Origin of the sequence: Bacillus jepli, from assembly GCF_047238305.1 — a bacterium.
In the GTDB taxonomy this organism is placed as follows: domain Bacteria; phylum Bacillota; class Bacilli; order Bacillales; family Bacillaceae_L; genus Ferdinandcohnia.
The window spans coordinates 1-24718 of sequence record NZ_JBDFMO010000002.1 but is presented as its reverse complement, the minus strand read 5'-3'; the positions used below and the strand labels follow the sequence as shown (position 1 = coordinate 24718).

17 protein-coding genes are annotated in these 24718 nt (G+C 31.2%); 13 read left to right on the top strand and 4 right to left on the bottom strand.

What is annotated here, in order from left to right:
- Positions 1-230: 230 nt before the first annotated feature.
- The 3 genes from ABC371_RS24675 to ABC371_RS24665 form a co-directional block, all read right to left on the bottom strand.
- Entirely contained in the window at positions 231-1505 is a 1275-nt protein-coding gene (locus tag ABC371_RS24675; RefSeq protein ID WP_412899457.1) for a coiled-coil domain-containing protein, read from the bottom strand.
- Positions 1506-2383: 878 nt separating this feature from the next.
- Positions 2384-3799: a tyrosine-type recombinase/integrase gene (locus ABC371_RS24670; protein WP_412899456.1), complete on the bottom strand. Its 1416-nt coding sequence runs from the start codon at positions 3797-3799 to the stop codon at positions 2384-2386.
- Positions 3800-4935: 1136 nt separating this feature from the next.
- Positions 4936-6168 carry a hypothetical protein gene (locus tag ABC371_RS24665; protein ID WP_412899455.1) on the bottom strand — a complete coding sequence of 411 codons (1233 nt, stop codon included), beginning with the start codon at positions 6166-6168 and terminating at the stop codon, positions 4936-4938.
- 174 nt (positions 6169-6342) lie between these two features.
- On the opposite strand from ABC371_RS24665, the gene ABC371_RS24660 reads away from it, so the two are divergent.
- The 8 genes from ABC371_RS24660 to ABC371_RS24625 all read left to right on the top strand — a co-directional run bounded on the left by ABC371_RS24660 (position 6343) and on the right by ABC371_RS24625 (position 15557).
- Entirely contained in the window at positions 6343-7953 is a 1611-nt protein-coding gene (locus ABC371_RS24660) for an ATP-dependent nuclease (protein ID WP_412899454.1), read from the top strand.
- Positions 7937-9019 (top strand): UvrD-helicase domain-containing protein, encoded by a 1083-nt coding sequence (locus ABC371_RS24655; protein WP_412899453.1) that lies wholly within the window; start codon positions 7937-7939, stop codon positions 9017-9019. The genes ABC371_RS24660 and ABC371_RS24655 overlap by 17 nt, the downstream gene beginning before the upstream one ends.
- 36 nt (positions 9020-9055) lie before the next feature.
- Positions 9056-10000 (top strand): hypothetical protein, encoded by a 945-nt coding sequence (locus ABC371_RS24650; protein ID WP_412899452.1) that lies wholly within the window; start codon positions 9056-9058, stop codon positions 9998-10000.
- Between the two features lie 625 nt (positions 10001-10625).
- Positions 10626-11381, top strand: a complete 756-nt coding sequence (locus ABC371_RS24645) for a ParA family protein (RefSeq protein WP_412899451.1) — start codon at positions 10626-10628, stop codon at positions 11379-11381.
- The gene (locus ABC371_RS24640; RefSeq protein WP_412899450.1) at positions 11378-11746 is read left to right on the top strand and encodes a hypothetical protein; all 369 of its coding nucleotides are present in this window, start codon (positions 11378-11380) and stop codon (positions 11744-11746) included. Before ABC371_RS24645 ends, ABC371_RS24640 begins: the two co-directional genes overlap by 4 nt.
- Before the next feature lie 414 nt (positions 11747-12160).
- Positions 12161-13207 (top strand): PIN domain-containing protein, encoded by a 1047-nt coding sequence (locus tag ABC371_RS24635; protein ID WP_412899449.1) that lies wholly within the window; start codon positions 12161-12163, stop codon positions 13205-13207.
- Positions 13208-13725: 518 nt separating this feature from the next.
- Positions 13726-13908: a hypothetical protein gene (locus tag ABC371_RS24630; RefSeq protein ID WP_412899448.1), complete on the top strand. Its 183-nt coding sequence runs from the start codon at positions 13726-13728 to the stop codon at positions 13906-13908.
- Positions 13909-14201: 293 nt separating this feature from the next.
- Entirely contained in the window at positions 14202-15557 is a 1356-nt protein-coding gene (locus ABC371_RS24625; RefSeq protein ID WP_412899447.1) for a DNA primase family protein, read from the top strand.
- Positions 15558-16305: 748 nt separating this feature from the next.
- Here ABC371_RS24625 and ABC371_RS24620 read toward each other — a convergent pair.
- Positions 16306-16650 carry a hypothetical protein gene (locus tag ABC371_RS24620; RefSeq protein WP_412899446.1) on the bottom strand — a complete coding sequence of 115 codons (345 nt, stop codon included), beginning with the start codon at positions 16648-16650 and terminating at the stop codon, positions 16306-16308.
- Between the two features lie 230 nt (positions 16651-16880).
- Between ABC371_RS24620 and ABC371_RS24615 the strand changes: the two genes are divergently transcribed.
- The 5 genes from ABC371_RS24615 (at position 16881) to ABC371_RS24595 (ending at position 24403) form a co-directional block, all read left to right on the top strand.
- Entirely contained in the window at positions 16881-18356 is a 1476-nt protein-coding gene (locus ABC371_RS24615) for a type I restriction-modification system subunit M (protein WP_412899445.1), read from the top strand.
- Positions 18343-19587 (top strand): restriction endonuclease subunit S, encoded by a 1245-nt coding sequence (locus ABC371_RS24610; RefSeq protein ID WP_412899444.1) that lies wholly within the window; start codon positions 18343-18345, stop codon positions 19585-19587. The genes ABC371_RS24615 and ABC371_RS24610 overlap by 14 nt, the downstream gene beginning before the upstream one ends.
- On the top strand, positions 19571-22915 hold the full coding sequence (locus tag ABC371_RS24605) for a DEAD/DEAH box helicase family protein (RefSeq protein WP_412899443.1): 3345 nt from the start codon (positions 19571-19573) through the stop codon (positions 22913-22915). Before ABC371_RS24610 ends, ABC371_RS24605 begins: the two co-directional genes overlap by 17 nt.
- 244 nt (positions 22916-23159) lie before the next feature.
- A complete protein-coding gene (locus tag ABC371_RS24600) occupies positions 23160-23495 on the top strand; it encodes a YolD-like family protein (RefSeq protein WP_412899442.1) in 336 nt (111 codons plus the stop codon).
- A 683-nt stretch (positions 23496-24178) separates the two neighbouring features.
- Positions 24179-24403, top strand: a complete 225-nt coding sequence (locus ABC371_RS24595; protein ID WP_412899441.1) for a hypothetical protein — start codon at positions 24179-24181, stop codon at positions 24401-24403.
- Positions 24404-24718: the final 315 nt, after the last annotated feature.

Sequence of the window (24718 nt, the reverse complement as noted above, 5' to 3'; positions counted from 1 at the left end):
GCGGTTGGAGCAATATTAGGAATAATAGCTTACAATAATCAATGGTTGGGGTGAAGGAGAAATTACCCAAAATTTGTAGTTATGTGAATGGCTTTTGTTGATGTAGTTATTTCACTAACGGGTAGCTTTAGTTGAATAAGGTATTATAAATAATCAAAAGATATAGCTCAGTAGTAACTACTGAGCTATATTAATTTTAAAAAACACCGCATATTGCGGTGCAAATACAACTATAAAGTTGTTTGGGTTTGTTCGGCTTGTTGTTGAACCGCTATAGATTCAATTTGATTATTATTACCACTGCTTAAAGAAGAGTCTCGAGAAAAGTAATCAGTAACTAATTTTTCTTTTATTTCATTACGTTTTTCTGGTGAGAAATTCTTTAAATATGGTTCGATCGAACCGAGCTTTAATTGTAAATCACGATTACGTTGTTCTTCCAAATGAGCTAAATGTGCTTGTCTGATTGTAAATCCGGAAAGTGCACCTACTGAAATAGTTAACAGCGATCTTGCTGCAAGCTTTGCCCAACTGAAAGTTTCGCCTTCAAGACTTGGAATAATGGAGTATGCAGCACCAACTAATCCAAGCAAACATAGAAATGAAACAATCTGCCAAATTAACTTGCTACGAGCTGCTTTGTTTGCGTACTTTGCATACCCATCAGACATTACATCGTTACCAGCTACTTCAATCAGTTTGTACAATTCATCTTTAGCGGCTTGAACATCCTGATTATGTTCATCCAGACGAGAATCAAGTCTTGTTTTAAAGTTTGCTAATTCATCTTCAACTTCTTTTATTTTTTGCGAATACGTCTCTTTCATAGAGTTTAACTCATCTGTAAATGTTTCCGTCATATCAGTTTTGAAGTCTGAAAACTGTTCAGTACGTTCTTGTTGTTTTTCAGAAAACATACGTTCAAAGTCTTTTAATTGTTCGGTTGCATTTTCCACTGCATTATCGACTTGCTCTTCAATAGTAGAAAGTCTGCTTGAAAGCTCAGTTATTTCATCTGTAATTCCTTGTTTTACTGTGCTGAACTCTTCATATTCTTCCTTAATATATCTATTATGTTGTGATAAAGATTGACGAGTAGATACAATACTCTCTTTTAATGCTTCAACCTCTGAAGGAACAAGTGGTTGGAATATTTGAGTGATTTGAATTGTAACACTTTCTAATAAATCATTAATTCGATTAATATGAATAGTTTTTTGTGATATGTTCCTGTTATTATGGTTTTGGATGACTGCGGATAACTGATTATGAATTTCACTTGTATTGTTATTTATTCCATCTAAAACGTTTTTTGAAAGTAATGCTGGGTCAACTGAGCGGATTCGAACTTGAACAATTTTGTAAACTTCCTCAATGCGATTAATGGTATCAAATTCATTTTCACTTAATTCCACTAATTCCTTTGCTTCCTCGAGTCGAGATAGAAGAGAGTCAAGGTGTGTATTAAAAGGATGATTATCTAATCGAGAAACAAATTGCGACATAATTTCACCTACTTTAACATTATTCCACATTCCATTGTAACAAAAATATTGCGAAAATGAAGATATTTGTGGATTGAAAATGGAACGGGTGAGGCCTGGTTTGTGTAATGGATATGGAAGTAAGGGGATGGGGGATAGTAACGGTCCTTTATATATCGGAAAATGTTTATAATCGATTTCGTCATCCTCAACCAGCCCACACGACTAGCAGGCACTTGATTCATTAACCACTACAGGAAAAGAAGTTATTCTAAGCTAGAAGGGGATAACAGAGTGGACGGGTATAAGCTTGATTGCCGTCTGCTATCTAAATTATATGTAAAGGTTGGACAACCTCTGCTATGATCGCACTACTTTATTAGACTTCTTAACCTTGAATAACACCCTATAAGTCTTTACGTCATTTTCGCAAACTACTAAATGTGTTAAATAACGTGCAGTAAAAGGATTCATAGCATTATCAAAAATGATCATATCCTCCTTAGCACTTCTAAGTGTACCTAACATCTCATTTACATATTTCTTGTCTTTGTTCTCATACTCAGCGTGTCGCAGTACCTCCTGGGTAAAACAATTAACGAACTCTAAACGGAACATTAAAACCACTCTCCTATTTTTGTAATCACTTACATTGCGATTATACTGAAATTTATTACCGGGAATCTGTATAAAACATCACTTTTACTCACATTTTTCACACTAAAGTAACGGGTGCAAGAGTTTAAGAAGGGGATTGCAGCAATGTTCCCTTTACTTATTCAGCAAAAAGGTCAGTTAGTTAAGGTAAGAATATTTAGAAGATGCAAGCTATTTAAGTAAAAGTGCGATGTCCGTACCTTATTATTCAACGGGTTAGTTTAGTTAAATTTGCTTGGGATTTAATTAGTAGATTCCTTCGTCAATGATTTCTTTTTCTCTACAGCTTCTTCATCGGTATAAACGGCCTGGATATCTGATCTTGTATGCCCAAGTACCTGTGCAAGATAAGCATCAATAAGGTAGTCTTTCCTGCGTTTTAAGAGGTCTTCCTGAACAAAGGGAATGTATTTAACAACATTTCCGTTTTTATCTCTTTGTGGCACTTTAACCCATCTTCCGTTTTTAGTTTTCATACGAACAAATTTTCCTTTACTATCTTTTTTATAAGCAGTTTTTGGAGAATTTAACCTAGGATCAACATTTACGTGGTCCATAATCATATTTACCAGCATCTCCTTGGTTAATAGGCCTTTATGCATAAGTTTTTCCATACGGGAAATCTGGTATTTTATTGCCGATCTTCGAAAATCGTGGACACCACTGTAGCGTGTTTTTCCTAATCTTGCACACTCTTTAATGAACTCACGAACATCTTGATGGCTCATTTTACTTCCCCAAATTCTCTGATTATCATCTTTAATTAACCCAAGATTGTATAATTGTTTTGCTAATTCCATTGTTTTCTCCGGAACTGGAACAAAACGAGGGCGAGCACCTTTGGTCATATTATCATCGGTCAGATATACCCGATTATTTTCAAAATCAAAATGTCTCCATTTAATTTTTACAAATTCGTCTATACGTGGCCCAGAATAGCCGAGTATTTCAACAGCTAAACGATGCAGCTTGCTAAAATGTAAATCTGCTTGTTTTGCTATTATTTGAACGTGTTTAATATCATATTTTTTTCCTCTTTTGTAATCTTTTCTTTTATATTGAGGTATTACTTCTCTAAGTCTTTTGTTATCTGGCATAAATTTTTTCATTGATTTAATATTATCTTTTATACCAAACTCAGTCATTTTTTTAAGTGGAGTGATGTAGTCACCGATTGTCTTCGGAGAAAGCCCCTTATCAATATTATATTCGATATATTCATAGATCATTTTCGTCTTAAGTCCACCTATACTTTTAACATCATAATGTTCCACACAATAAATAAAAAATGATCTTATTTTTTTAAAGTAATCTTTATATGTATTAATACTATGTATTCCATCAGCACCTAACCCTTTTTTCATATCTTTTTTTGTTAATTTTCCATCTTCTTTTCTAGTAATATGGCTGTTTTTTTGAAACATCTGATCCAATTGATTTTGTAATCTCCATAAATTTCTTCTTTGATCTCTTGTTAAATGTTCAATTCCTCGCTGTTTCTTTGAATATTCTTTTTTTTGGTTTTTGTTCTTCTTCCGCTCTTTAACGGATTTGCTATTTCCGGTATATCCCGTGCTTGTCTTAAATTGCGGCCTCTTACTTACTGCTCGTTCAAGTTTTTTGATATCTTCTACACTAAACTCTATTTTTTTGGCCATTATTATCACCTCCGATGCCTCTTAAATTTCTCTTATTATAAATGCCTTTTTAAAAATGCAATTAAAAGCCGAATTTTTTGTCCAACTTTTTTCATAGCAAACAGCAAACTTATCTCCGAAGTCGAGTGCACTCGACTGTTGCGGTAGCAACAATCGGGGATAGTTGGTCTGGAATAGCACTGGATCCATAACAAAGAAAAATCTAAATTATATGCACCTCTACCTTCATTCCGAATATCGGACGAATGAGCTAAAGCTCATTCACTCCTCATTCTACAGAAGGTAGAGGTGCCCTAAAAACATTGAAAATGCACGGTTCCCGAGCATTTTCCTGTGCCTCTTTCGTGCCTTCAGAGTCACCGGTTTCAAAGAATGGAAAATCGCTTACGCTGTTTCCAATCTTTGAAACCTAAAAAAGCTAGTAATACCAACGAAACTGTTGGTATTACTAGCTTTTTTAATCATCTCGAGCCAATAATTGTGCAAAAAAAAAGAGTTGTTCTCCATATTTATGCACGCGAAAAAAGCCATTTTCCCAAATTTTTTTACTAAAACAAACTTTTTTCCAGTAAAGCTCATCTTCGTACAATTACTGCAATGGTGTGACCCAGTTTTACCTGTCCACGATAAAAATTTGGTACTTCTAACATAAGATTTTTTAATATACTGAATTACCTTTCCTTGTGGTTTAACCATCTAATAAAATTGACATTTGATTTCTCCTTTTAAATATTTAGTTTTTATCTTGCTACTGCTACTGATATCGTACCTTCTTACCACTTATGGGATCCGTTTTACTTTATTTTCTCGAAGGACTTTTTCTTAACGCTACATTAGCAGTTTGTTGCTTAATTTTTCTACATATCACTCCCTTAAATTTATAAGTTTTCTCTGCTTTTGTGCCGTGTCTTCTTACCGTTATTGGTTCTTGAAGAGCTTTTGTCTTAACGTTTAAGAGTAGAGGTTTATTGCGGATTAAATTATGACAATCGATATTCGTCATATTCTTTTATTTTTATAGTCTTGTTATATCGGCCTTTCTATAAAGCGATTAATTCACTTCAATTGTGAATATGAAAGGTTCTGAAAATATTATAATTCTAAAAAGCTTATTATGGGCGAAAAAAACAACAGGGCTATTCCTGTTGTTTTTCTAATACCTTTAGATATGAAATTAAATTTGAAATATATTCCTCTTCAGAACGAAGATCTTCTTTTTCTTTCGTTAAAGAGGTACGTCTTTGTAGTTGCATAATGGTTGGAAATACTTCGTTAGTATCTAAATCGTAACCTACATAACCTGTTAAAACTTTCATTTTATTTAGACCAAGTGAAGGGAATTCAGTTGGCCGAACTCCTTTGAAACGTTCAAGTTCTGGAATAATTTCATCTTCAATCTGTTTAGTTATTTCTTTTTCTCTTTCAAAAAAAGAGTTTATATTTAGAACATAGCTATTGGAATTTTCTTCTGTCAGAGAATAAATACTCTTAATTTCCTCTAATCCGTCGATAGCAGTTTGGATTAAACCTTCAAGTCTCGCTTTCTTTTCTATGAGCTCCTTGTATTCTCTAACTGTTACATTTGAATAAATCAATTTTATTTTCAAATTTTTAACCATATCTTGTGTGATAAATTTTTGATATTCATTAAGATAAGTTGTAACCGATCCAATAGTTAATCCACCATTCCCATATTTACCTTTACTCCATTTCTCTAATCGCCGTAAATAAGACAATGATAAGGGATAGATACGCTTGATGATCTTATCTAATAATGCTTCCCGTTTTATGTATTCCTGTACGGTTTCGTGATAGTCTTTTACAGCTTTTGGATTCAGTGTCATTTTGCGTTTACACTCCTCTAATTTATCCGAATACACGTTAATATATTGTTTTGTATCATAATCAAAGTAAAAATATAAATATTCCCTATATCCCTTTTCTTTTGTATCATATGAAGGTCGGGTAAATCTAAAATCTGAACCCACTCGAGTAATAGGCAGTCCATTCATTTCTATCTTTATTAATCCCAATGGATTAACTATTAGTTTAGAGTTTCCAGAAATAAAATAACCACGTTCTGGAAAACAATCATTGACATCCTTTCTAAACAAACGAACTTGAAATTCCGGTAATTTTCTTTCGTCAAATATTGGAACAATAACTTCAAAAACTTCTTCTTTATTTTGAAACTCGATGTATTCCTTAATCTTTTCGAAATCTGCTTTAACTGGCATTTTACAAACAAGTTCATCCATTTCCTTTAATAGTAAATTTATAGGTTTAGTATTAAAAATTGATTTTATTGTCTCCTCTAATAATTCTTCTTGTTCCATATCTTGAACTTCTTGTAAGTCAAAAATTTTCATAGAAACCCTCCTTTGATAAGGTAAGAAACAATGTGATTTTACACATAAAAAAGGATTTTGTATAAAAAACATTATCTTTTTTGTTTAACGTTTTTTAGTAAGGGATACCTTTAATGGGTTAATATGGTAATATTTAAATTGTAGGAAAATGTAGAAAAAAGGGGGAGAACTAAAATGCTGTCAAAGGTCGTACTAAAAAATTATAAGTCATATATGGATTTTTCGTTAGATTTTAATACAGATGTAAATATTATTATTGGTGATAATGATTCAGGTAAATCAACATTACTTGAAGCAATAAATCTAGTATTAACTTGCCAACTTAACAATAGACACATTTCGAATGAAATAACGCCCTATATTTTTAATACGAGTGTAATTGCAGAATATATCGAAGGAATAAAGGCAAAAAAGCCTACTCCTTTACCAGCTATTTTAATTGAAGCATATTTTAATGATTCTGATAATTTATACAGTTCTTTAAAAGGGACAAACAATACAGAAGGTACCGACTGTCCGGGGGTATATCTATCAATTGAATTTGATCCATCTTTTGAAGAAGAATATAAGAGTTATATCGAAGATGAAAGTAAAGTAAAGACAATACCAATAGAATACTATACTTTTAATTGGTATTCATTTGCTAACAATTCCATAACTTATAGAAGTATACCTTTTAATTCTGCCCTTATAGATACTTCAACAATAAAGTTACAAAATGGGACGGATAGATATATATATAAGATAATTCAAGATACACTTGAGGTTCGAGAAAAAACGGAATTAGCATTGAATTATAGGCAATTAAAAGAATCGTTTGCAGCTATTACATCTATTCAGGAAATAAATGAGAAATTAAACTCAAAAAAGGGTGACATTACAGATAAGAGCTTAAGTATATCTGTAGACATTTCACAAAAAAACAATTGGGATACAATTATTACATCTTATTTAGATGATGTTCCATTTGACTTTATAGGTAAAGGTGAGCAAAGCTCGATTAAAATGAAAATGGCTCTAGAGTCTAACAATAATACTACAAGCCTAGTAATGATTGAAGAGCCGGAAAATCATCTTTCTTACGCAAATATGAATAAATTGATTTCTAGCATAAAAGAAAAAAACGCGGAAAAACAGGTAATTTTAACAACACATAGTAGTTTTGTATTAAATAAATTGGATATTAGTAAAATGATTTTGCTCCACTCGAACAAAAGTGTAATTACATTTAACGATCTCGAGGAAGATACTAAAAAATTTTTTATGAAATTACCAGGTTATGACACATTAAGAATTATTTTATGTGAAAAAGTCATTTTAGTTGAAGGGCCATCTGATGAATTAATTGTTCAAAGAGCATATAAAGACTTACATAACAAGTTACCGATAGAAGAGGGGGTAGACATATTTTGTGTTGATGCTCTTTCCTTTAAAAGATTTCTCGATTTATCTATAGGATTAAAGAAAAAAATATATGTAATAACAGATAACGATGGGGATATAGAGAAGAATATTACTCATAAGTATGAAGGATATCTAGATAATGAATTCGTAACAATTTGCTATGATACGGACACAAATTATAATACATTAGAACCTCAAATCGTAAAAGCAAATAAAGATGACACAAGTGTTTTAAAGAAAATTTTAGGACACCCAGAATATGATGATGAGCGTCTAACACAATATATGATAAATAATAAAACAAATTGTGCTTTGAAGATATTTGAGGCAGATGAATCTATTAAAATGCCGAGGTATATATTAGATGCAATTAAAAAATAAAATTATCATTGCTGCTGCGGGATCTGGTAAAACAACTTATTTGGTACAGGAGTCCATTAGACGTAATACAGAAAAATTGTTAATTGTTACTTATACAAATAAAAATAAAGAAGAAATAATAAAGAAATTTGTTGAAATTAATGGCTATTTACCGGCAAATGTTGAAGTTAAAACCTGGTATTCGTTTTTACTATCAGATTGGGTAAGACCATATCAAAATTTTGTCTATCCTGAAAAAAGGATTGACTCTATTTTTTTTAGAGAAAAACCGGCAAATTATTATATTAAGAAGGCTAACATAAAAGGTTACTATATAAATGAAAAAAATGAAATAGATAAAGACAGAATTTCAGATTTCGCAATTCAATGCATCGAAAAAAGTAATGGGAAAGTAATTAGGAGATTGGAAGAAATTTATGATTCTATTTTTATAGACGAAGTACAAGATATGTCAGGCTATGATTTAGATATTTTTCTTATTTTCTTTCATTCGAGAATTAATATGGTTTTAGTAGGAGACATAAGGCAAGCAACGTATTCAACAACAAATTCTCCTAAATATAAAAAATATAGAGGAATAAATATAATCGATTTTTTTCAGGAGCAAGAAAAAAGAAAGCGATGTCAAATTGATTATTTATATATAAATCATAGATGTAATCAGGCTATTTGCGATTTTTCTGATAATCTTTTTGCAAATTTACCACCAACCAAATCTATGAATACCAAATTAACTGGTCACGATGGCCTTTTTATTATTAAATCCAAAGACGTAAGTGATTATATTGAAAAGTTCAAACCACAGGTCCTAAGGTATGATTCAAGAACCAAAATTGATCGAGCAATAAATTTTGGCGAATCAAAGGGATTAACGTTCGAACGAGTACTTATAAAACCAACTAAGAAAATGGAGCATTATTTAAAAACTGGACAAATGAATTTAGACGACATTACTTTAGCTAAATTTTATGTTGCTACTACTAGAGCAAGATATAGTGTGGGTTTTATTTCAGATATAGAGAGTATAAATGTAAGAGGGGTGGAAAAATTTAAATTTATAAAATAGCTTCCTAGCTATATTGGGGAAGCTATTTTAAAAAAAGTGGTACCCGTAACAATTATATTTTATTTGCCAGGAGAAAAAATAAAAACTATTATTTTTAAAAAGAATAAGGTAATGACTCTGCCGAAAAGCGGGAAAACAGACGGCATAGCGTTAAAAAGCATCAAAGATGTGAGGGAGAGATTTATGAATGTATATGATCAAGCTACTTTTTTAGTTTCATTATTTACTATGATAGCTACAGTAGGTGCAGCATTTGCAGCTCTTTTTAGTACTAATATAGCAAAAAATTCTTTGAAAGAACAAAGTGAGAGTAATAAAAGAGCATTAGAGCCTTTACTTGTTGTTGAAAGTAAAGAAGTAAACTTCATCCTAGATACTAATTATCCACCATTTCTGATTAACTGGGATACTAAAGAATATGATTTATCAGATAGTTCTACATATTATGGATCTAGTCTCAATTTAGTTAATATTGGGAAGGGTACAGCTAAGAATGTTAGTATTGATATTCACCTTGAAAATTTGCACTCATTCATTGAAATTTTATCTAAGCGGTCAGTAAGGTCCGATTTTGATCTTCAAATATGTGATCACGTTATCCTGAACAACACTAAAGCACTTATGATTAACGGTATCCACTTTACTCCTTCAACAAAAAGACTGATTAACGAATTATTTAGAATTGAAAACTTTGATGACCAGGGGTTTATTTTCATTAGCCGTGAAGAATTTAACGGTACTAGAAAAATAAAAATTCCATCTGTTTTTCTAATATTATATAATTTAATAATTTATTTACACCCAATACCTGCAAGTTTTAATGAAATGCCAAAGCTATTAATTCATATTAAGTATGAAGATATAGTTGGTACTTGTTTTGAAAATAGATATTCTCTTCAAGTGAGTGGTATTAGAACTATAAGTAAGGCGGGTGGAGATGAAAAAGAAGTGTTCTTCTCTTTTGAGGTAAAAGAAATTTAAAAAATGAAAAGTAATTCTTCTATGTTATAAAGATTAATCTTGATTAAACTTATAAAAATGGACAATTTAAAAAATACACTCCGACTCGGAGTGTATTTTTAGAACACTTTATTAGTTGTTTACAAGCATAGATTTTACGATTAGTTTTAGGTTTCCAAAACCTGATATCTTATGATAACATTTTTAATTTTAAAAGTTCAAGAGTACTAGTAGAATTTCAATTTCACCAAATCCTCCACTGTTATCACATTGGCCTCCATCTCCAAAATCGTAACCAGATCCGCTACAGTCTGGACAATCTATTTCCCTAAAAAGCATTAAATCTGTGCGATAGCACCTCCTTATTTCATATGTAATTATTATCAAATTAACTTCGTTTAAAATTTTTATTATAAAAGTTTGTTTAATGATTTGAGCTCAACATAGCTGGTGATTTTTAAATTCAAAGGGTTAATTATTAATTTTGCTTACAATTTTATTATTAGTTTTGATAGCAAATTATATTATCTAACAATTTTTTATAAGGAATATTAAACTTTTTACTTAATTAAATTTTTGAAGGTAAAATTGCTAGCAAATTGATTGCAGGATTACTTTCAAATTTATTGGTAAAGGGGATATAATAATGACAAAAATTTATTCAGTTGTTTCAGCAAAGGGCGGAATTTTGAAAACAACCCTTTGCGTTAATATTTCAGCTGAGTTATCAAAAAAATTTCGAACTTTGGTAATTGATACTGATGGTCAATCAAACGTGGCAGTTACATTTGGGGTGAGAAATTCTGATATTAAACATACATTGTTTGATTGCTTAGCGAATGGTAATGATATAAGAGAATCAATTATTAAAGTTAGAGAAAATTTAGATATAATACCAGCGGGAAAAGGGATGAATAGTTTTATTAAAAAAGATGGTCGTTCTGTAAAGGATTTAAAAAATGCAATTAATATGATTAAAGAGGAATACAATTTTGTAGTTTGCGATTGTGCACCGTCGATGAACTTTGCTACATTACAAGTAATGGTTGCCAGTGATGAAATAATTATTCCATTCCAAGCCGAAGGATATGGAATGGTTTCTATTGTTGATACTATTAAAGCAATCCAAGAAGTTAGAAGTATTTATAACCCCAGTCTTAAAATCAATAGCATAGTTGTAACAAAATATGATTCAAGATCTAAAATTCATAGAAAGTTTTTACAAGATATTCAAGTGGTTACAACACGTTTAGATATTCCATTAGCTACTTCAAAAATACCCCAAACAATAACCGGTGCAAACTCCATTTTGGAGGAACAAGTGCCGGTGGTACTGTCCAAAAAATGGAATAAATTAAAAGGGATTTATTCTAATTTAACACAGGAGATTATTCGATTATGACCGAACAGAGTGGAATATTTACTGATATTATGGATGAACTTGATCCAGAAAAGAAAGTTATGGAAGACAAAAACAAAAATAAAAAAAAACAGGAAAGTAAAGATGAAGGCAAAAATGACAGTATAGTTAATCATAAAAATACTAGCAAATTTGATAGCAAAAGAAACAGAAGTAATGTATTAGATTCACTGTCTGTTGGAAAAAAGGACCACAAAAAGTTTTATAAGGGAATCTATTTTGAAGAAGATATTTATTATGTTTTAACTGATTTAGTTAAACAAGAAGGTGGCGGTCGGAGAAATATTCAATCTAAGATTGTTAACGATTGTTTAAGGGAAGCACTTGAAAATAGAAATTTATTATAATATCAAAGTGTTAAATCCTGCTTATTAAATTTGCATTGCAATGTATATATATTGTAGCTATACAATTATAATAGTGAGACAAAAAAAGTGTAGCAACATTAAGCTGTACCTTTTAAAGGTACTCGCATAGAAATAAGTATATATAAAATCAACGCACTAAAAGCATTGGATTTCACTTTAGTAGTCACATTGCTTTTAGTGTATTGATAAGGGAAAATATGCTAAAATCACATAAATAGTCTTGTTCACAAACGAAGCATACTTTAGAATTTTTACTCTATATAAAATCGTGGAAAAAAATAAGAATATAAAAATCCTAAATGTAAGTTGTTTAAAAGAGAATGATATGTAGAAATGATATACCAATTAAAGAGAGAAATAAAATGAATAACCGACTAGGGAAGGAGTTATGAAGTGACCAATGTTTTTATAGATACACAAGTATTTGTACAGAAGAATTTTAACCTTCAAAATGATTTATTTAAGAGACTTGTTAACGCTTCAGAGGATGGACTAATTTCAATATATTTAACAGACATCGTAATAAATGAAGTGGAATCCAAAATTTATGAACAAGTATATGAGAAGATAAAAAACAGTCATACTAAATTTTCCAAAGATGCAAAAATATTAAAGAATTTAAGTGAATACAGTAATACTTTTGATATTGGAGAAAAATTAGATCAAATATTTAATGATCTAATAAAACAATTCAAACAATTCTTAGTGGATGCAAGTGTAGAAGTGATTTCAGTTGACGATGTTTCTCCAGCCTTTATATTCAAAATGTATTTCAAAGGTAGTCCTCCTTTTAGCAAAAAGAAGAGGGATGAATTTCCTGATGCTTTTTCATTAGTGGCTCTTGAAAATTGGTTTGAGCAGCAAAACGAAGAAGTATTTATTGTAAGTGATGATGGTGATCTCAAAAATTACTGTGAAGAGAGTTATACTTTAGTTTATGAACCTTCTCTTGAATCCTTATTTGATAGTTTAATAAAGATTCACAACTATAAGCATAAATTTATCATATCAGTTTATGATACTAATTATGATAAAATTGAATCCTTCGTAAAAGACCAGTTTGAGGAACACGGGTTTATTTTGATTGGCGAGGATGGAGATATTGAAAAAGTTGATGTGCAGTCAATTGAATTAGACGAAGATCCTTATATAATTGAAGTTGATGAAGAGGAAGAGGAAACTGCAACAATTGCATTCAATGCGAGCGTTTCATTCTTTGCTAATATCTCTTATGTAGACTATTCCAATTCATATTATGATAAAGAAGAGGGAAAGTATTTGTATCAGGAAATTGTTAACACAGAACTTGATGATGACGTTACCGTTTCAATATTAATGAAATTTAAATACAAGTATAATGATAAAGAAGAAATAGAGGTAAACAGTCTTTCTCTTAATGAAGGTGAATCCATTGAGATAGTACTTCCTAATGACTATTAAAATAAATGACGATGATACCTTTTTTAATAGAGCACTTTACATTTGGAATAAAGAATATATAGAAGTCTTTGAACAAACTTGTAATATTTATAGAAAAATTGAGAGCGTGCCTTTATAGGTACGCTTTTTTTTATATGATTTTTTCGTGGAAAAATACTATTTAATAATTTTATTTAAGTTCTCTTGAAAATAAATAATTAAAAGAATATAAGTTTAGTACCAATAGGGTAATAGCTATTGAAACTAGTTTCCTGTCAAAGGCCAAACGTAGTATTGAGTTCTCAATGTGTCCCAAAATAGTGCTCCATAATTATTTACTACAGAACTTTTTCTATTGGAGGAAGAATTGAAAATGAAAAACCAAAAAGAAGCAATACCAGAACAAATAAATCCTGAAGATTTATTCGGATATATTCGAGCTAGCACCCGTGAACAATAGCGATAAAAAATAAATTGTACAAGGAGTTGACTTTTTATCGATGAAAATTATTATATGTTTAAAAAAGGCGGTGATCTGTTTGAAAAAGATAGGAAGGCCATCAAAAAGCCCAATAAGAGGTCATCAAATTCGATATGGGAGAATATCAGATGAGCTACAAATGATAATGGGTAAATTTGATAGCGAAATGGACAAAAAAATGATTGAAGATTTATTAGAATCTTTAAAGCCAAAAAAGCAGCAATACAATTTACAGAAATAATTATATAAACACAAAAGAAGACGAAAAAAATCACTTGACCGACCAAAGTAAGTGATTTTATTGAAAGTTTGAAGTTGTATCCTAACCTTTTTCTTGACTAGAGAAAAAAGAGTATTACTTATTAAGTTCTTTTTATTGTATATTACTATTATTTTAGAATTTATCAAGTAATCCTTTATAAAATAAATAATTACAATTACGGAAATATTATGGAATAGGCTGATATTTCGGATAAAACTTCACACTTCTTCTATTAAAAACAACCTTTTAATTTGGGAAAGAGTGTGAGAAATTTGAAATCATCAAATGTAGTAGAAATAAAGAAAACAATATTACCCAACTGGTTAAGCTATTCTAATAGTGGTAAAGCAGTAATTAATCACGTCTTACTCGCTGACGAAATTGCATCAGAGGTTCAAATATTTAAAAACAACAAACATTATAAGTATTTTGATGAAAACATTGGGATATGGAGAGATTATGCTCAACAACATCTGATAACTTATATGATTAATAAATTAGGATTTGACTCTAGTAAATCTGTTATAACTGAAACACTTTTTCAATTAGAAAATAAGTTTCATAAAAACAATGAATTTGACCCGTTTGAAAAATCAAATCCATACTTAATTGCTATAAAGAACGGTACATATAATCTCAAAACAGATGAATTTAAGCCTATCTATGATCCTAAAGATTACATCCAGACTAAACACGATAACATAAAGTTCATTCCTGAAGCAGATTGTCCTCAAATAGAAAGATTCTTGAAAAGTCTAGTGGGAGAAGAACACTTAGACTTTATATATGAGTGGTTTGGATTTCAATTAGTAAGACAATATTGGCCACAGTGTTTCCTATTTTTAAATGGGACAGGTGGTGCAGGGAAATCAAAATTAATCGACCTTCTCACTATATTTGTGGGGCAGCAAAATGTCGCCGGGGTGTCACTTGACGTTTTAATGAATGATGCTTTCGCTGCATCAGAATTGTATACGAAATCATCGAATTTATGTGCAGACATAGAACCAAAATATATGGATAAACCCGGATTATTAAAAAATTTAACCGGTGATGATTTAATCTCGGCTAATAGAAAATACTTAAAGCCTGTTCAATTTAAAAATTATGCAAAAATCACCTTTTCAATGAACTCATTACCAACGCTATCTGATTTTTCGGATGGGATGAGACGAAGAACTATCATTCTACCAATAACGAAACCTATTGAATCAAACAAGCAGAACGCTGATATTATTAGTGAGATCACTTCAGAAACAGAATTAGCAGGTTTATTCAATAAAGCAATCCAAGGTATTAAACGAATTCAACAAACAAAATGGTTTAGTGTTACTCCGGCTATTACAGAAGCTATTAATAATTGGTTTGAAGAAAGTGATATTATTCAACAATTTTTAAATGATGAGTGTGAATTTGAAAAAGGTAATGAAGCTTTATATACCAAAGCCGAAGATTTATTTTTCAGTTTCGATAGATATAGAGCTGATTCAAAAGCAAAAGAGATAACTAAAATAACTTTTTATAAACGACTAGCCATAATGGGGTATATAAAAAAGAAAAAGAAACTAGGTAAAACTAGCTTCCAGGCTATTTTTGGGATCAATCATATACAAAAAAATGAGTGGTAATCACTCTTTTTTTGTACCCAATATTAAAATTACTTATAAATTCGGTTCCAACTTGGTTCCAAGAATCGACCAAAGATTCCAATACTCTGGTCATAAGTTCCAACTTTTTTTGCTGTTTAACGATATTGTAGTTGTTGTGCTTCTGAAATAGGCCGAAAATCTAGCTTCTTGTTGAACTCTATCTGGAACCATTCAATAAACCCCGGAACCACTTTGGAACCCAATAATAAGCTTTCAACCCTTGCTACTATTAGCTTTGCTGTTTTAGGTTCTAGAGTTCCAAGTTTCCAAGTAAAAAGTAAATAAAATAAAAAAGACATATCTCCCAAATATCTAATATAAGAATTGGTTTTACCCAAGAACTTGGAACCTTGGAACCGGAATATATTTATTAGATTTTTATTCACGCATTGATTCTATGGTTAGCTCTAAATAAGAGGAAACACCAAATTAAAAACCTTCGTGGGATGTAATTCTTTTTACAAAATAATTGGTACCATTTTAATTCGTTTCTTTACTTATATTGGTGTATTTTTCATTTATATTTAAAAAAAGAAGGTCAGGGGTTGTACTGCACCCCTTCCCCTAAAAGCTTTTGGGATTGATCTCACCATACCTATGGTGATTTGACGAAATAAGTGAACTAAAATACTGTAATGTGGAAATGGGGATAACTTTATTTTATATGTCATTTTATTTTAATCGTGGTTTAACCGATATTTTATAGCATCTTTCCTATGTTTTACACTTAATTTGTATGTAAAGCAATTTTTTTTAAGGTTTTGACTGTTTCTTTTGCCTTAATCGCTTTGTATTTACCGCCATCTAGATTTTCTAAATGAGTGAAATCATCAAATCTGATTAATTTTTCTATCAATGTAAGTATATCTGACATTTCTTGGTTTTCAACTAAGTAGTCAACTAATTCCGATACAATGTTTCTCTTATAATCATTCCAATTTAATTCAGTAAGGATACTGGGATTACTAATACAATGGATTAAGAAATTTTTTAGTTGATATTTATACCAGAAAACGTTAGAAAGTGCTTCTTTTAGGGCTGTAATCAAAGGTGATTTTATCTTCTTATTCAAAGCTTCTCCAACCTTTCTTAATATGAACTATTAAAATCTTATCATATAGCCAGTTAAACCACCCGGTAAAGTAAATTAAATAGGAAAACACAACTCATTTTAATACACAATAAATTATTCACAAACAAAAAGTTTATTAAAATTTGTTATCAAATTTTTTAATATTATTTATGTAGTATAATCTAGGTAATAAGAATCATTAAATAAATATTGTAAGTTGAGGTGCAAAGATGATTACAGGTGAATTAAGAAACAAGGTAGATAAAATTTGGGAAACATTCTGGACTGGTGGAATTACCAATCCTTTAACTGTTATTGAGCAGTTTACATATCTTTTGTATATAAAAAGTTTAGATGACAAAGAGAAAGAAAAAGAAATGGATGCGGAATTATTAGGAATTCCATATGTAGGATTATTTCCAGAAGACCAACCTCAGTTACGTTGGTCAATTTTCTCTAATATGGGTCCAGAGCAAATGTATGATGTAATAACAAAGGAAGTCTTTCCTTTTATTAAGGAGATGGGTGGAAAAGAATCAGTTTACTCCAAATTTATGAAAGACGCTATTTTTGTAATACCAACTCCATCATTGCTTGCAAGAGTTGTTGCTGGGATAAATGGTTTAATACAATCAACTAATAAAACTGGTGAAAAAGATACATTAGGAGATCTCTACGAATACTTACTTTCAAAACTTGCAACAGCTGGAACAAATGGACAATTTAGAACACCTAGACATATTATTGATATGATAGTTCGTTTAATGAAACCAATACCTGAAGATATAATTGTTGACCCTGCTGCTGGTTCAGCAGGATTTCTCGTATCCTCTGGGGAGTACTTAAAAGAAAATCATAGCGATATGTTTCTAGTTCAAGGATTAAAAGAACATTTCAATCAAAGAATGTTTCACGGATTTGAAATGGATAATACAATGCTTCGAATTGGAGCAATGAATATGATGCTACACGGTGTAGATAACCCAAATATTGCTTACCGGGATAGTTTATCTGAACAAAATAAAGATAACGAAAAATACACTCTGGTCCTTGCAAATCCGCCATTTAAGGGATCGTTAGACTATGAATCCGTTTCAGATGACTTGTTAAAAGTGACAAAAACTAAGAAAACCGAACTTCTATTCTTAGCATTATTTATACGTATGCTTAAAAAGGGTGGGCGTTGTGCATCAATCGTTCCAGATGGCGTCCTTTTTGGAAGCTCAAATGCTCATAAAGCGATAAGGAAAGAAATTGTGGATAATCATAAACTCGAAGCAATTATTACAATGCCAGCTGGAGTATTTAAACCTTATGCTTCTGTATCTACAGCTGTAATAATTTTTACAAAAACCGGTTCAGGTGGAACAGATAATGTATGGTTCTACAATATGAAGGCTGATGGTTATTCTTTAGATGATAAAAGGCAGCCAATTGGCGATAATGATATTCCTGATATATTAAATAGATTTAATCAATTACACAATGAAAAAGAAAGAAGTCGTTATGATCAATCATTTTTAGTATCTGTTGAAGAAATTAGAGAAAAGAACTATGATCTTTCAATTGTAAATTACAAAGAAGTTGAATATGAAAAAATAGAATATGAAAATCCTGCTGTACTTCTTAATAGATTGAAAAATATAGAATTAGAAATAAATGAAGGAATCTCTGATTTGGAGGCAATGTTAAGTGAGAAGTTTTAAAGTTATTGATTTGCTTGATGGGGTACAAAGTGGTGAGTGGGGAAATGAACCAGATGGTAAGAATCAAGTTAAGGTTATTAGAACTACTAACTTTACAAATGTAGGCATACTTGACTTAAGTAAGGGCCTTGCATATAGAGATATTGAAGATAAAAAGGTGATTCAAAAACAACTGAAAAAAGGAGATATAATAATTGAAAAGTCTGGGGGATCTCCTCAACAACCAGTTGGAAGGGTAGTATATTTTGATATTGATGACAATGATATTTATCTTTGCAATAATTTTACAAGCACTTTAAGACCAAATAAAGAAAGAGTTGATAGTAAATATTTATTTTATTTCTTATATTATCAACATAAGATAAGAACCGTGGAGAAATATCAAAATAAAACAACTGGGATTATTAATTTAAAGCTAGAAAAGTATCTTAATGAAATAGAAATAAAGTTACCTAATATAGAAACGCAAAAGAAAGTCGTAAAATTACTTGATACGTCTTTCGGATTGATTAGTAAGCGGTCTGAGCAAATTAAAATACTTAATAACCTAACAAGAAGTATTTTTTATGAAATGTTTGGAGATCCGTTAAGTAAAGATAACAAATACAAAAAATATCCATTAAAGGAACTTGGGGAAATTAAAACAGGTAATACTCCTTCTAGGAAAAAAGAAGAATATTACGGTGATTATATAGAATGGATTAAATCAGATAACATTAATACCCCTTTCGATTTTCTAACAGTTGCCCAAGAATATTTATCTGAAAAGGGTGCTGAAAAAGGTAGGATTGCAAAAGAAGGATCTATTCTTGTGACTTGTATAGCGGGTTCTCGGGAAAGCATAGGAAGTGCTGCAATTGCGGACAGAGATGTATCTTTCAATCAACAAATTAATGCAATTACACCTTCTAATAAAGTTAACACTCACTTTTTATATTATCAATTTGTAGTAGCTAAAAAGCTTGTTCAACAGGCTTCAACTGACGGAATGAAAGGGCTAGTATCAAAGAGTAAATTTGAAGAAATTCAATTTATTGTTCCACCTATAGAAGAGCAAAATGAATTTTCAATACTTTTTCAAAAAATATTATTGGAAAAAGAGTTATTACAAAAAAGTTTACTCCAGTTAAAAAACACCTATCAAGCTATTATGCAAAGTTCTTTTGAAAACAACTTAGATTTTACTGGAATTACGAAGTCCAGGAGGGATAAGTTTGTTAAACAACTTTAATTTTATTGTCAAGAAGCCTCAATTTAATAGCTTTTCCAATGCTTGTTTGGAGGCTGAGAAGAGCCTTCAGGTTAGTCCTGCTACCTGTGCAATTTTAACGCGTCGTGCTTTGGAGTTGACTGTCAAATGGCTTTACAGTTCGGATAGTGAGTTGAAATTACCTTACCAGGATAATTTATCAAGTTTGATACACGAACGTACTTTTCTAAATGTAATTGATGAAAAGTTGTTTCCGATGTTGAAGTATATTATAAAACTTGGAAATGTAGCTGTTCATACCAACTCCACGATTTCTAGAGATGAAGCTGTATTAGCTTTACATAATCTTTATCAATTCGTAGATTGGATAGATTACTGCTATTCGGAAGATTATGCTGAATCTGAATTTAATGAGGGGCTTCTTTTAAGTGGAGGAGAGCCACGTAAACGTCCCGAAGAATACAAAGAACTATATAAAAAGTTGAGCTCCAAGGATCGGAAACTGGAAGAGATAATGAAGGAAAACGAAAGCCTTCGAAAGAAACTTATGGAGACACGTGTAGCAAATACAGAAAAATATAATTTCCAAGTTGATGAAATTTCGGAGTATGATACAAGGAAAATATACATTGATTTGGAAATGAAATTAGCAGGTTGGGAATTCCGAAGGGACGTTATTGAGGAATATCAAGTTACTGGAATGCCAAACAATCAAGGGATTGGATTTGTTGATTATGTCTTGCTAGGGGATAACGGCAAACCAATCGCAGTAGTGGAAGCTAAGAAAACTTCTGTCGAGGTAAACAGGGGAAAGCAGCAAGCAAAACTTTATGCAGATTGCATTGAACAAATGCACGGACAAAGACCGATTATTTTCTTTACCAATGGTTTTGATACACGCCTATGGGATGATACATTCTATCCTGAGAGAAAAGTCTCAGGATTCTATACAAAGGCAGATCTTCAGCGATTAATTGATCGCCGGACCATTCAAAGGCCGTTAAAAGATATTGAAATTAAGGATGAAATTACAAATCGTTATTATCAAAAGGAAGCTATTCTTTCTGTTTGTGAAACATTAACTTCAAAGCAGCGAAAAGCATTGCTTGTAATGGCAACAGGTAGTGGTAAAACTAGGACTGCTGTTTCCCTGGTAGATGTTTTGGTTCGTCACAATTGGGTTAAAAACGTGTTGTTTTTAGCAGATAGAACTGCACTTGTTCTTCAAGCTAAAAAGAACTTTAATAACCTACTTCCTAATATGACATTGTGTAACTTGTTGGATAACAGAGATAACCCAGAATTAAGTAGAATGGTATTCTCCACCTATCCAACAATGATGAACGCTATAGATGATACAAAACGAAAAGATGGTAATAAGCTATTCACCGTTGGGCACTTTGACTTGATCATAATAGACGAGTCACACCGGTCTATTTATAAAAAGTATCGAGCTATTTTTGATTACTTTGATGGAATTTTACTTGGATTAACTGCAACACCAAAGGATGAAATCGATAAGAATACTTATGATATATTCGGTTTAGAAACAGGTGCTCCAACCTATGCCTACGAGCTTGAACAAGCTGTTAAAGATAAATTCCTCGTTGAATATCGAACAAAAGAATCAACATCAAAAATCTTAGATGATGGATTGCGTTATGATGATCTAACGGATGAAGAAAAAGAGCAATTTGAAGAAACATTCGATGATGAGGAAGGTGAAGAAATAAGTAGTTCAGCCGTTAATCAGTGGTTATTTAATGATAATACAATTGACCAAGTACTAAATGATTTAATGGAAAACGGGATCAAGGTTGAAGGTGGAGACAAGCTCGGGAAGACCATTATTTTTGCAAATAATTCAAAGCACGCTAAACGAATTGTTGAGCGTTTTAATGCCGTATATCCGGAATATAACGGGAAATTTGCAGCTCAAATTGACTTTAGTGTTAATTATGTCCAAACACTTATAGATGACTTTTCAACTAAAGAAAAATACCCGCAGATTGCAGTTTCTGTAGATATGCTAGATACCGGTGTAGATATTCCAGAGGTAGTCAACTTAGTATTTTTTAAAAAGGTCCGTTCTAAATCAAAGTTTTGGCAAATGATTGGCAGAGGAACGCGTCTATGCCCGGATTTGTTTGGAATAGGTGAGGATAAAAAATACTTCTTAATCTTTGATTATTTGAGGAATTTTGAGTTTTTCCGTACAAACCAAAAAGGGATTGAAGGAACTGTTTCTATAGGCTTAACCGAACGTATTTTTAACCTTAAGGTAGATATTATTAAGGAGCTGCAAGCCTTAGAATATCAAGAGGATAAATTTATCCAACACAGAAATGATTTAGTCGAAGATGTACATCAAGAAATTAGTAGGCTTAACGAGGATAACTTCCGGGTAAGAATGCACTTACAGTATGTGCATAAATATAAAAACCGTGCAAATTGGCAGGCACTTTCTGTTTCAAATGTCAGTGAGATTCAAGGACATCTTGCCCCATTAATTATTCCAATTGCAGACGATGAACTTGCGAAACGCTTTGATAATATTATGTATTCAATTGAGCTTGCTAAATTAACTGCAAGGAATGCTGGAAAGCCAATAAAAAGTGTAGTCAAAACGGCAGAACAACTTTCACAAATCGGTACTATTCCTCAAATCAATGCGAAGAGGGATATAATAAATAAGGTTCAATCGGATGAATTTTGGGAAGAAGCCGATATTTTCGAGTTAGAAGAAGTTAGGGAAGCAATACGGGAGCTTGTTAAGTTTTTAGAAAAAGAGCATCAAAAGGATTATTTTACAAACTTTAGTGATGTGTTTACAGTTATTGACGAGGATAATGCCCCTATTTATGGAGCCAATAACCTTCAAAATTATCGTAAGAAGGTTAGCCAATATTTAAAAGAACATCAAGACCAAATTGCTATCTATAAATTAAGGAATAATAAGTCTTTAACTGTCCAAGATGTTCAAACTCTTGAAGAAATCTTGTGGAAAGAACTTGGAACACAAGAAGATTATAAAAAAGAGTTTGGTGAAACTCCTATTACTAAGTTGGTTAGACAAATAGTTGGTTTAGACCAACAGGCTGCAAATGAAGCTTTTTCTGAATTTTTATCAGAAGAAAGACTAAATGTAAATCAAATTAAGTTTGTTAAACTAATTATCGATTATGTAGTTAAAAATGGAATGCTCGAAAAGCAGGTATTACAAGAAGATCCGTTTCGTTCACTTGGTAGTATATCAGAGTTATTTCAGGATAACCTTAGTGATGTAAGAAAAATCATACAAACCATTGATGATATTAATCGAAATGCTGAGGAGATTGCAGGGGCCTAATATTTAGGCTATCTGAATTCGACCGTTTGATAATCTTCTCCAGCTAAGTTTTACTTATTCACAAAAAATGCTTAGAGTGTAAAAACTCTAAGCATTTTTTGTCTTTTATCTATTAATTTAGGAGAAACCCTCCACCATAATATACGTTATATGTGAATTAATAAGAAAGTATTAACGTTTACTAAATAAAAAAGTGTTAACAGAACGTACATTCGCATATAATATCAATATGGAGGGATGCATTGTGATTAGAGATAGAGGAATTATGAAATGGCAGGGCTTCTTTATCCCGGAACAAATAAAATTACTTAAAGACAGTGAGCGTGAAGACCTGAGGGAGAAACAACCACTTATAGATGTGCAAAAGATAGTAGAGATGAATGAGATTGTAGCTGAAGCGATGGAGTATAACCTTACTTTAACCTTTAAAGTATATAACAAGCAGTTTGGTTGTTTCGAATTTATTAATGGTAATGTTCACTATATAGACACCAACAATAAACAATTAAAAATTATTAATCAGAACGAGGAACTTCATCAACTCCCTTTCAATTTAATTGTGGATATTTATCGAGATTAAATATACAGCTGAATACAATTATGAATGGTCACAAAAATGAATACTTGAGAACGGAGAAATGGTCACAATTTTAATAATGATTACTTCTGAACCTCTAAGCACTTTCTTAAACAAATATATTTCCGGGAAGCACCTTTTTAGGCGGTATAAAATTTATTAATAGTTTATCAATGGATAATCCAAAAGATGAACTTCATAGATTGTAAGGTTATAATACAGACAAAAAGTGAGACATAGTAAAAGAAAGTTTCTCATTTCATAATTAAGTAATTAAAAAAGGATAGGTAACATTAAGCTGTTTCCTATCCAAAAATTTATATTAAGTTTTACTTAATGATATAACAGACCACCTGCTAACCATTTTGCTAACACAATTGTTAACATACTTATTTTTTTGAGTTTAACTTATTTTATTTAGCTGAATTCGAATCTTAATAAAACTCATATAAATTAAACTGAATTACACTTATTTTACGCAATTTAACTAGATTAAATTACGGGAACAAGATTGACAGGGTTGGTACCTATAATTTTATTAACTCAGTGTGAGAAGAATTTTAAAAATAGGAATGGTTGCCTGTATCCTAAAATCCTCCAAATACAAAACTACTTTTTAATGGTTCTACCAAAGTCTCTGAAAGAATATAGTAGAATTAAAACTTGAAAATTTAGGAGTGGGTTTGGTGTATATTGAGATAACTGAGGAAGAATTGTACGAGCTTTTAACCGATGAGGAAAAAGAAGAAGACATAGAGTTTAGAAAAAGATTAGAAGATGAGTTAGCTAGTCTAACTGATAAAGAAAAGAAAAAATACTCCAAAATATTAAAACGGGCAAGTAGGAAAACAAAGGCTAGATTTATTAAGAAACAACCAAAAATGTGGGTTGATGTATGGAAAAGAATATAATTTTTTATTAAAGAACAGTGAATGGAAGCATAAAAGAAGCTAGGGGTGAACAGCTAAACTAAGAAAATATTGTCTACAATCAGCACACCAGACATTTAGATTATGGAAACTTACAACTTTTTAACAAAGTTTTAAGAAGTAAGTATGTTAGACATTAGCAGTCTGCTAATAAATACTATTTATGGTTCTAATAAAAAAGTAGGTGAAATACTATTCACCAGCTTCAATTTACACATCCAAATCAAATCATTTTACACAAATTTTACACAAAGCTCCAAAAAACCTTATAAACTCAATATCTATTAAGCTATATCG

Bases quoted from the DNA above. Each gene is read 5' to 3' on its own strand.
- ABC371_RS24670 (WP_412899456.1), bottom strand. From the start codon at position 3,799: ATGGCCAAAAAAATAGAGTTTAGTGTAGAAGATATCAAAAAACTTGAA.
- ABC371_RS24615 (WP_412899445.1), top strand. From the start codon at position 16,881: ATGATTACAGGTGAATTAAGAAACAAGGTAGATAAAATTTGGGAAACA.
- ABC371_RS24645 (WP_412899451.1), top strand. From the start codon at position 10,626: ATGACAAAAATTTATTCAGTTGTTTCAGCAAAGGGCGGAATTTTGAAA.
- ABC371_RS24655 (WP_412899453.1), top strand. From the start codon at position 7,937: ATGCAATTAAAAAATAAAATTATCATTGCTGCTGCGGGATCTGGTAAA.
- ABC371_RS24640 (WP_412899450.1), top strand. From the start codon at position 11,378: ATGACCGAACAGAGTGGAATATTTACTGATATTATGGATGAACTTGAT.
- ABC371_RS24675 (WP_412899457.1), bottom strand. From the start codon at position 1,505: ATGTCGCAATTTGTTTCTCGATTAGATAATCATCCTTTTAATACACAC.
- ABC371_RS24665 (WP_412899455.1), bottom strand. From the start codon at position 6,168: ATGAAAATTTTTGACTTACAAGAAGTTCAAGATATGGAACAAGAAGAA.
- ABC371_RS24660 (WP_412899454.1), top strand. From the start codon at position 6,343: ATGCTGTCAAAGGTCGTACTAAAAAATTATAAGTCATATATGGATTTT.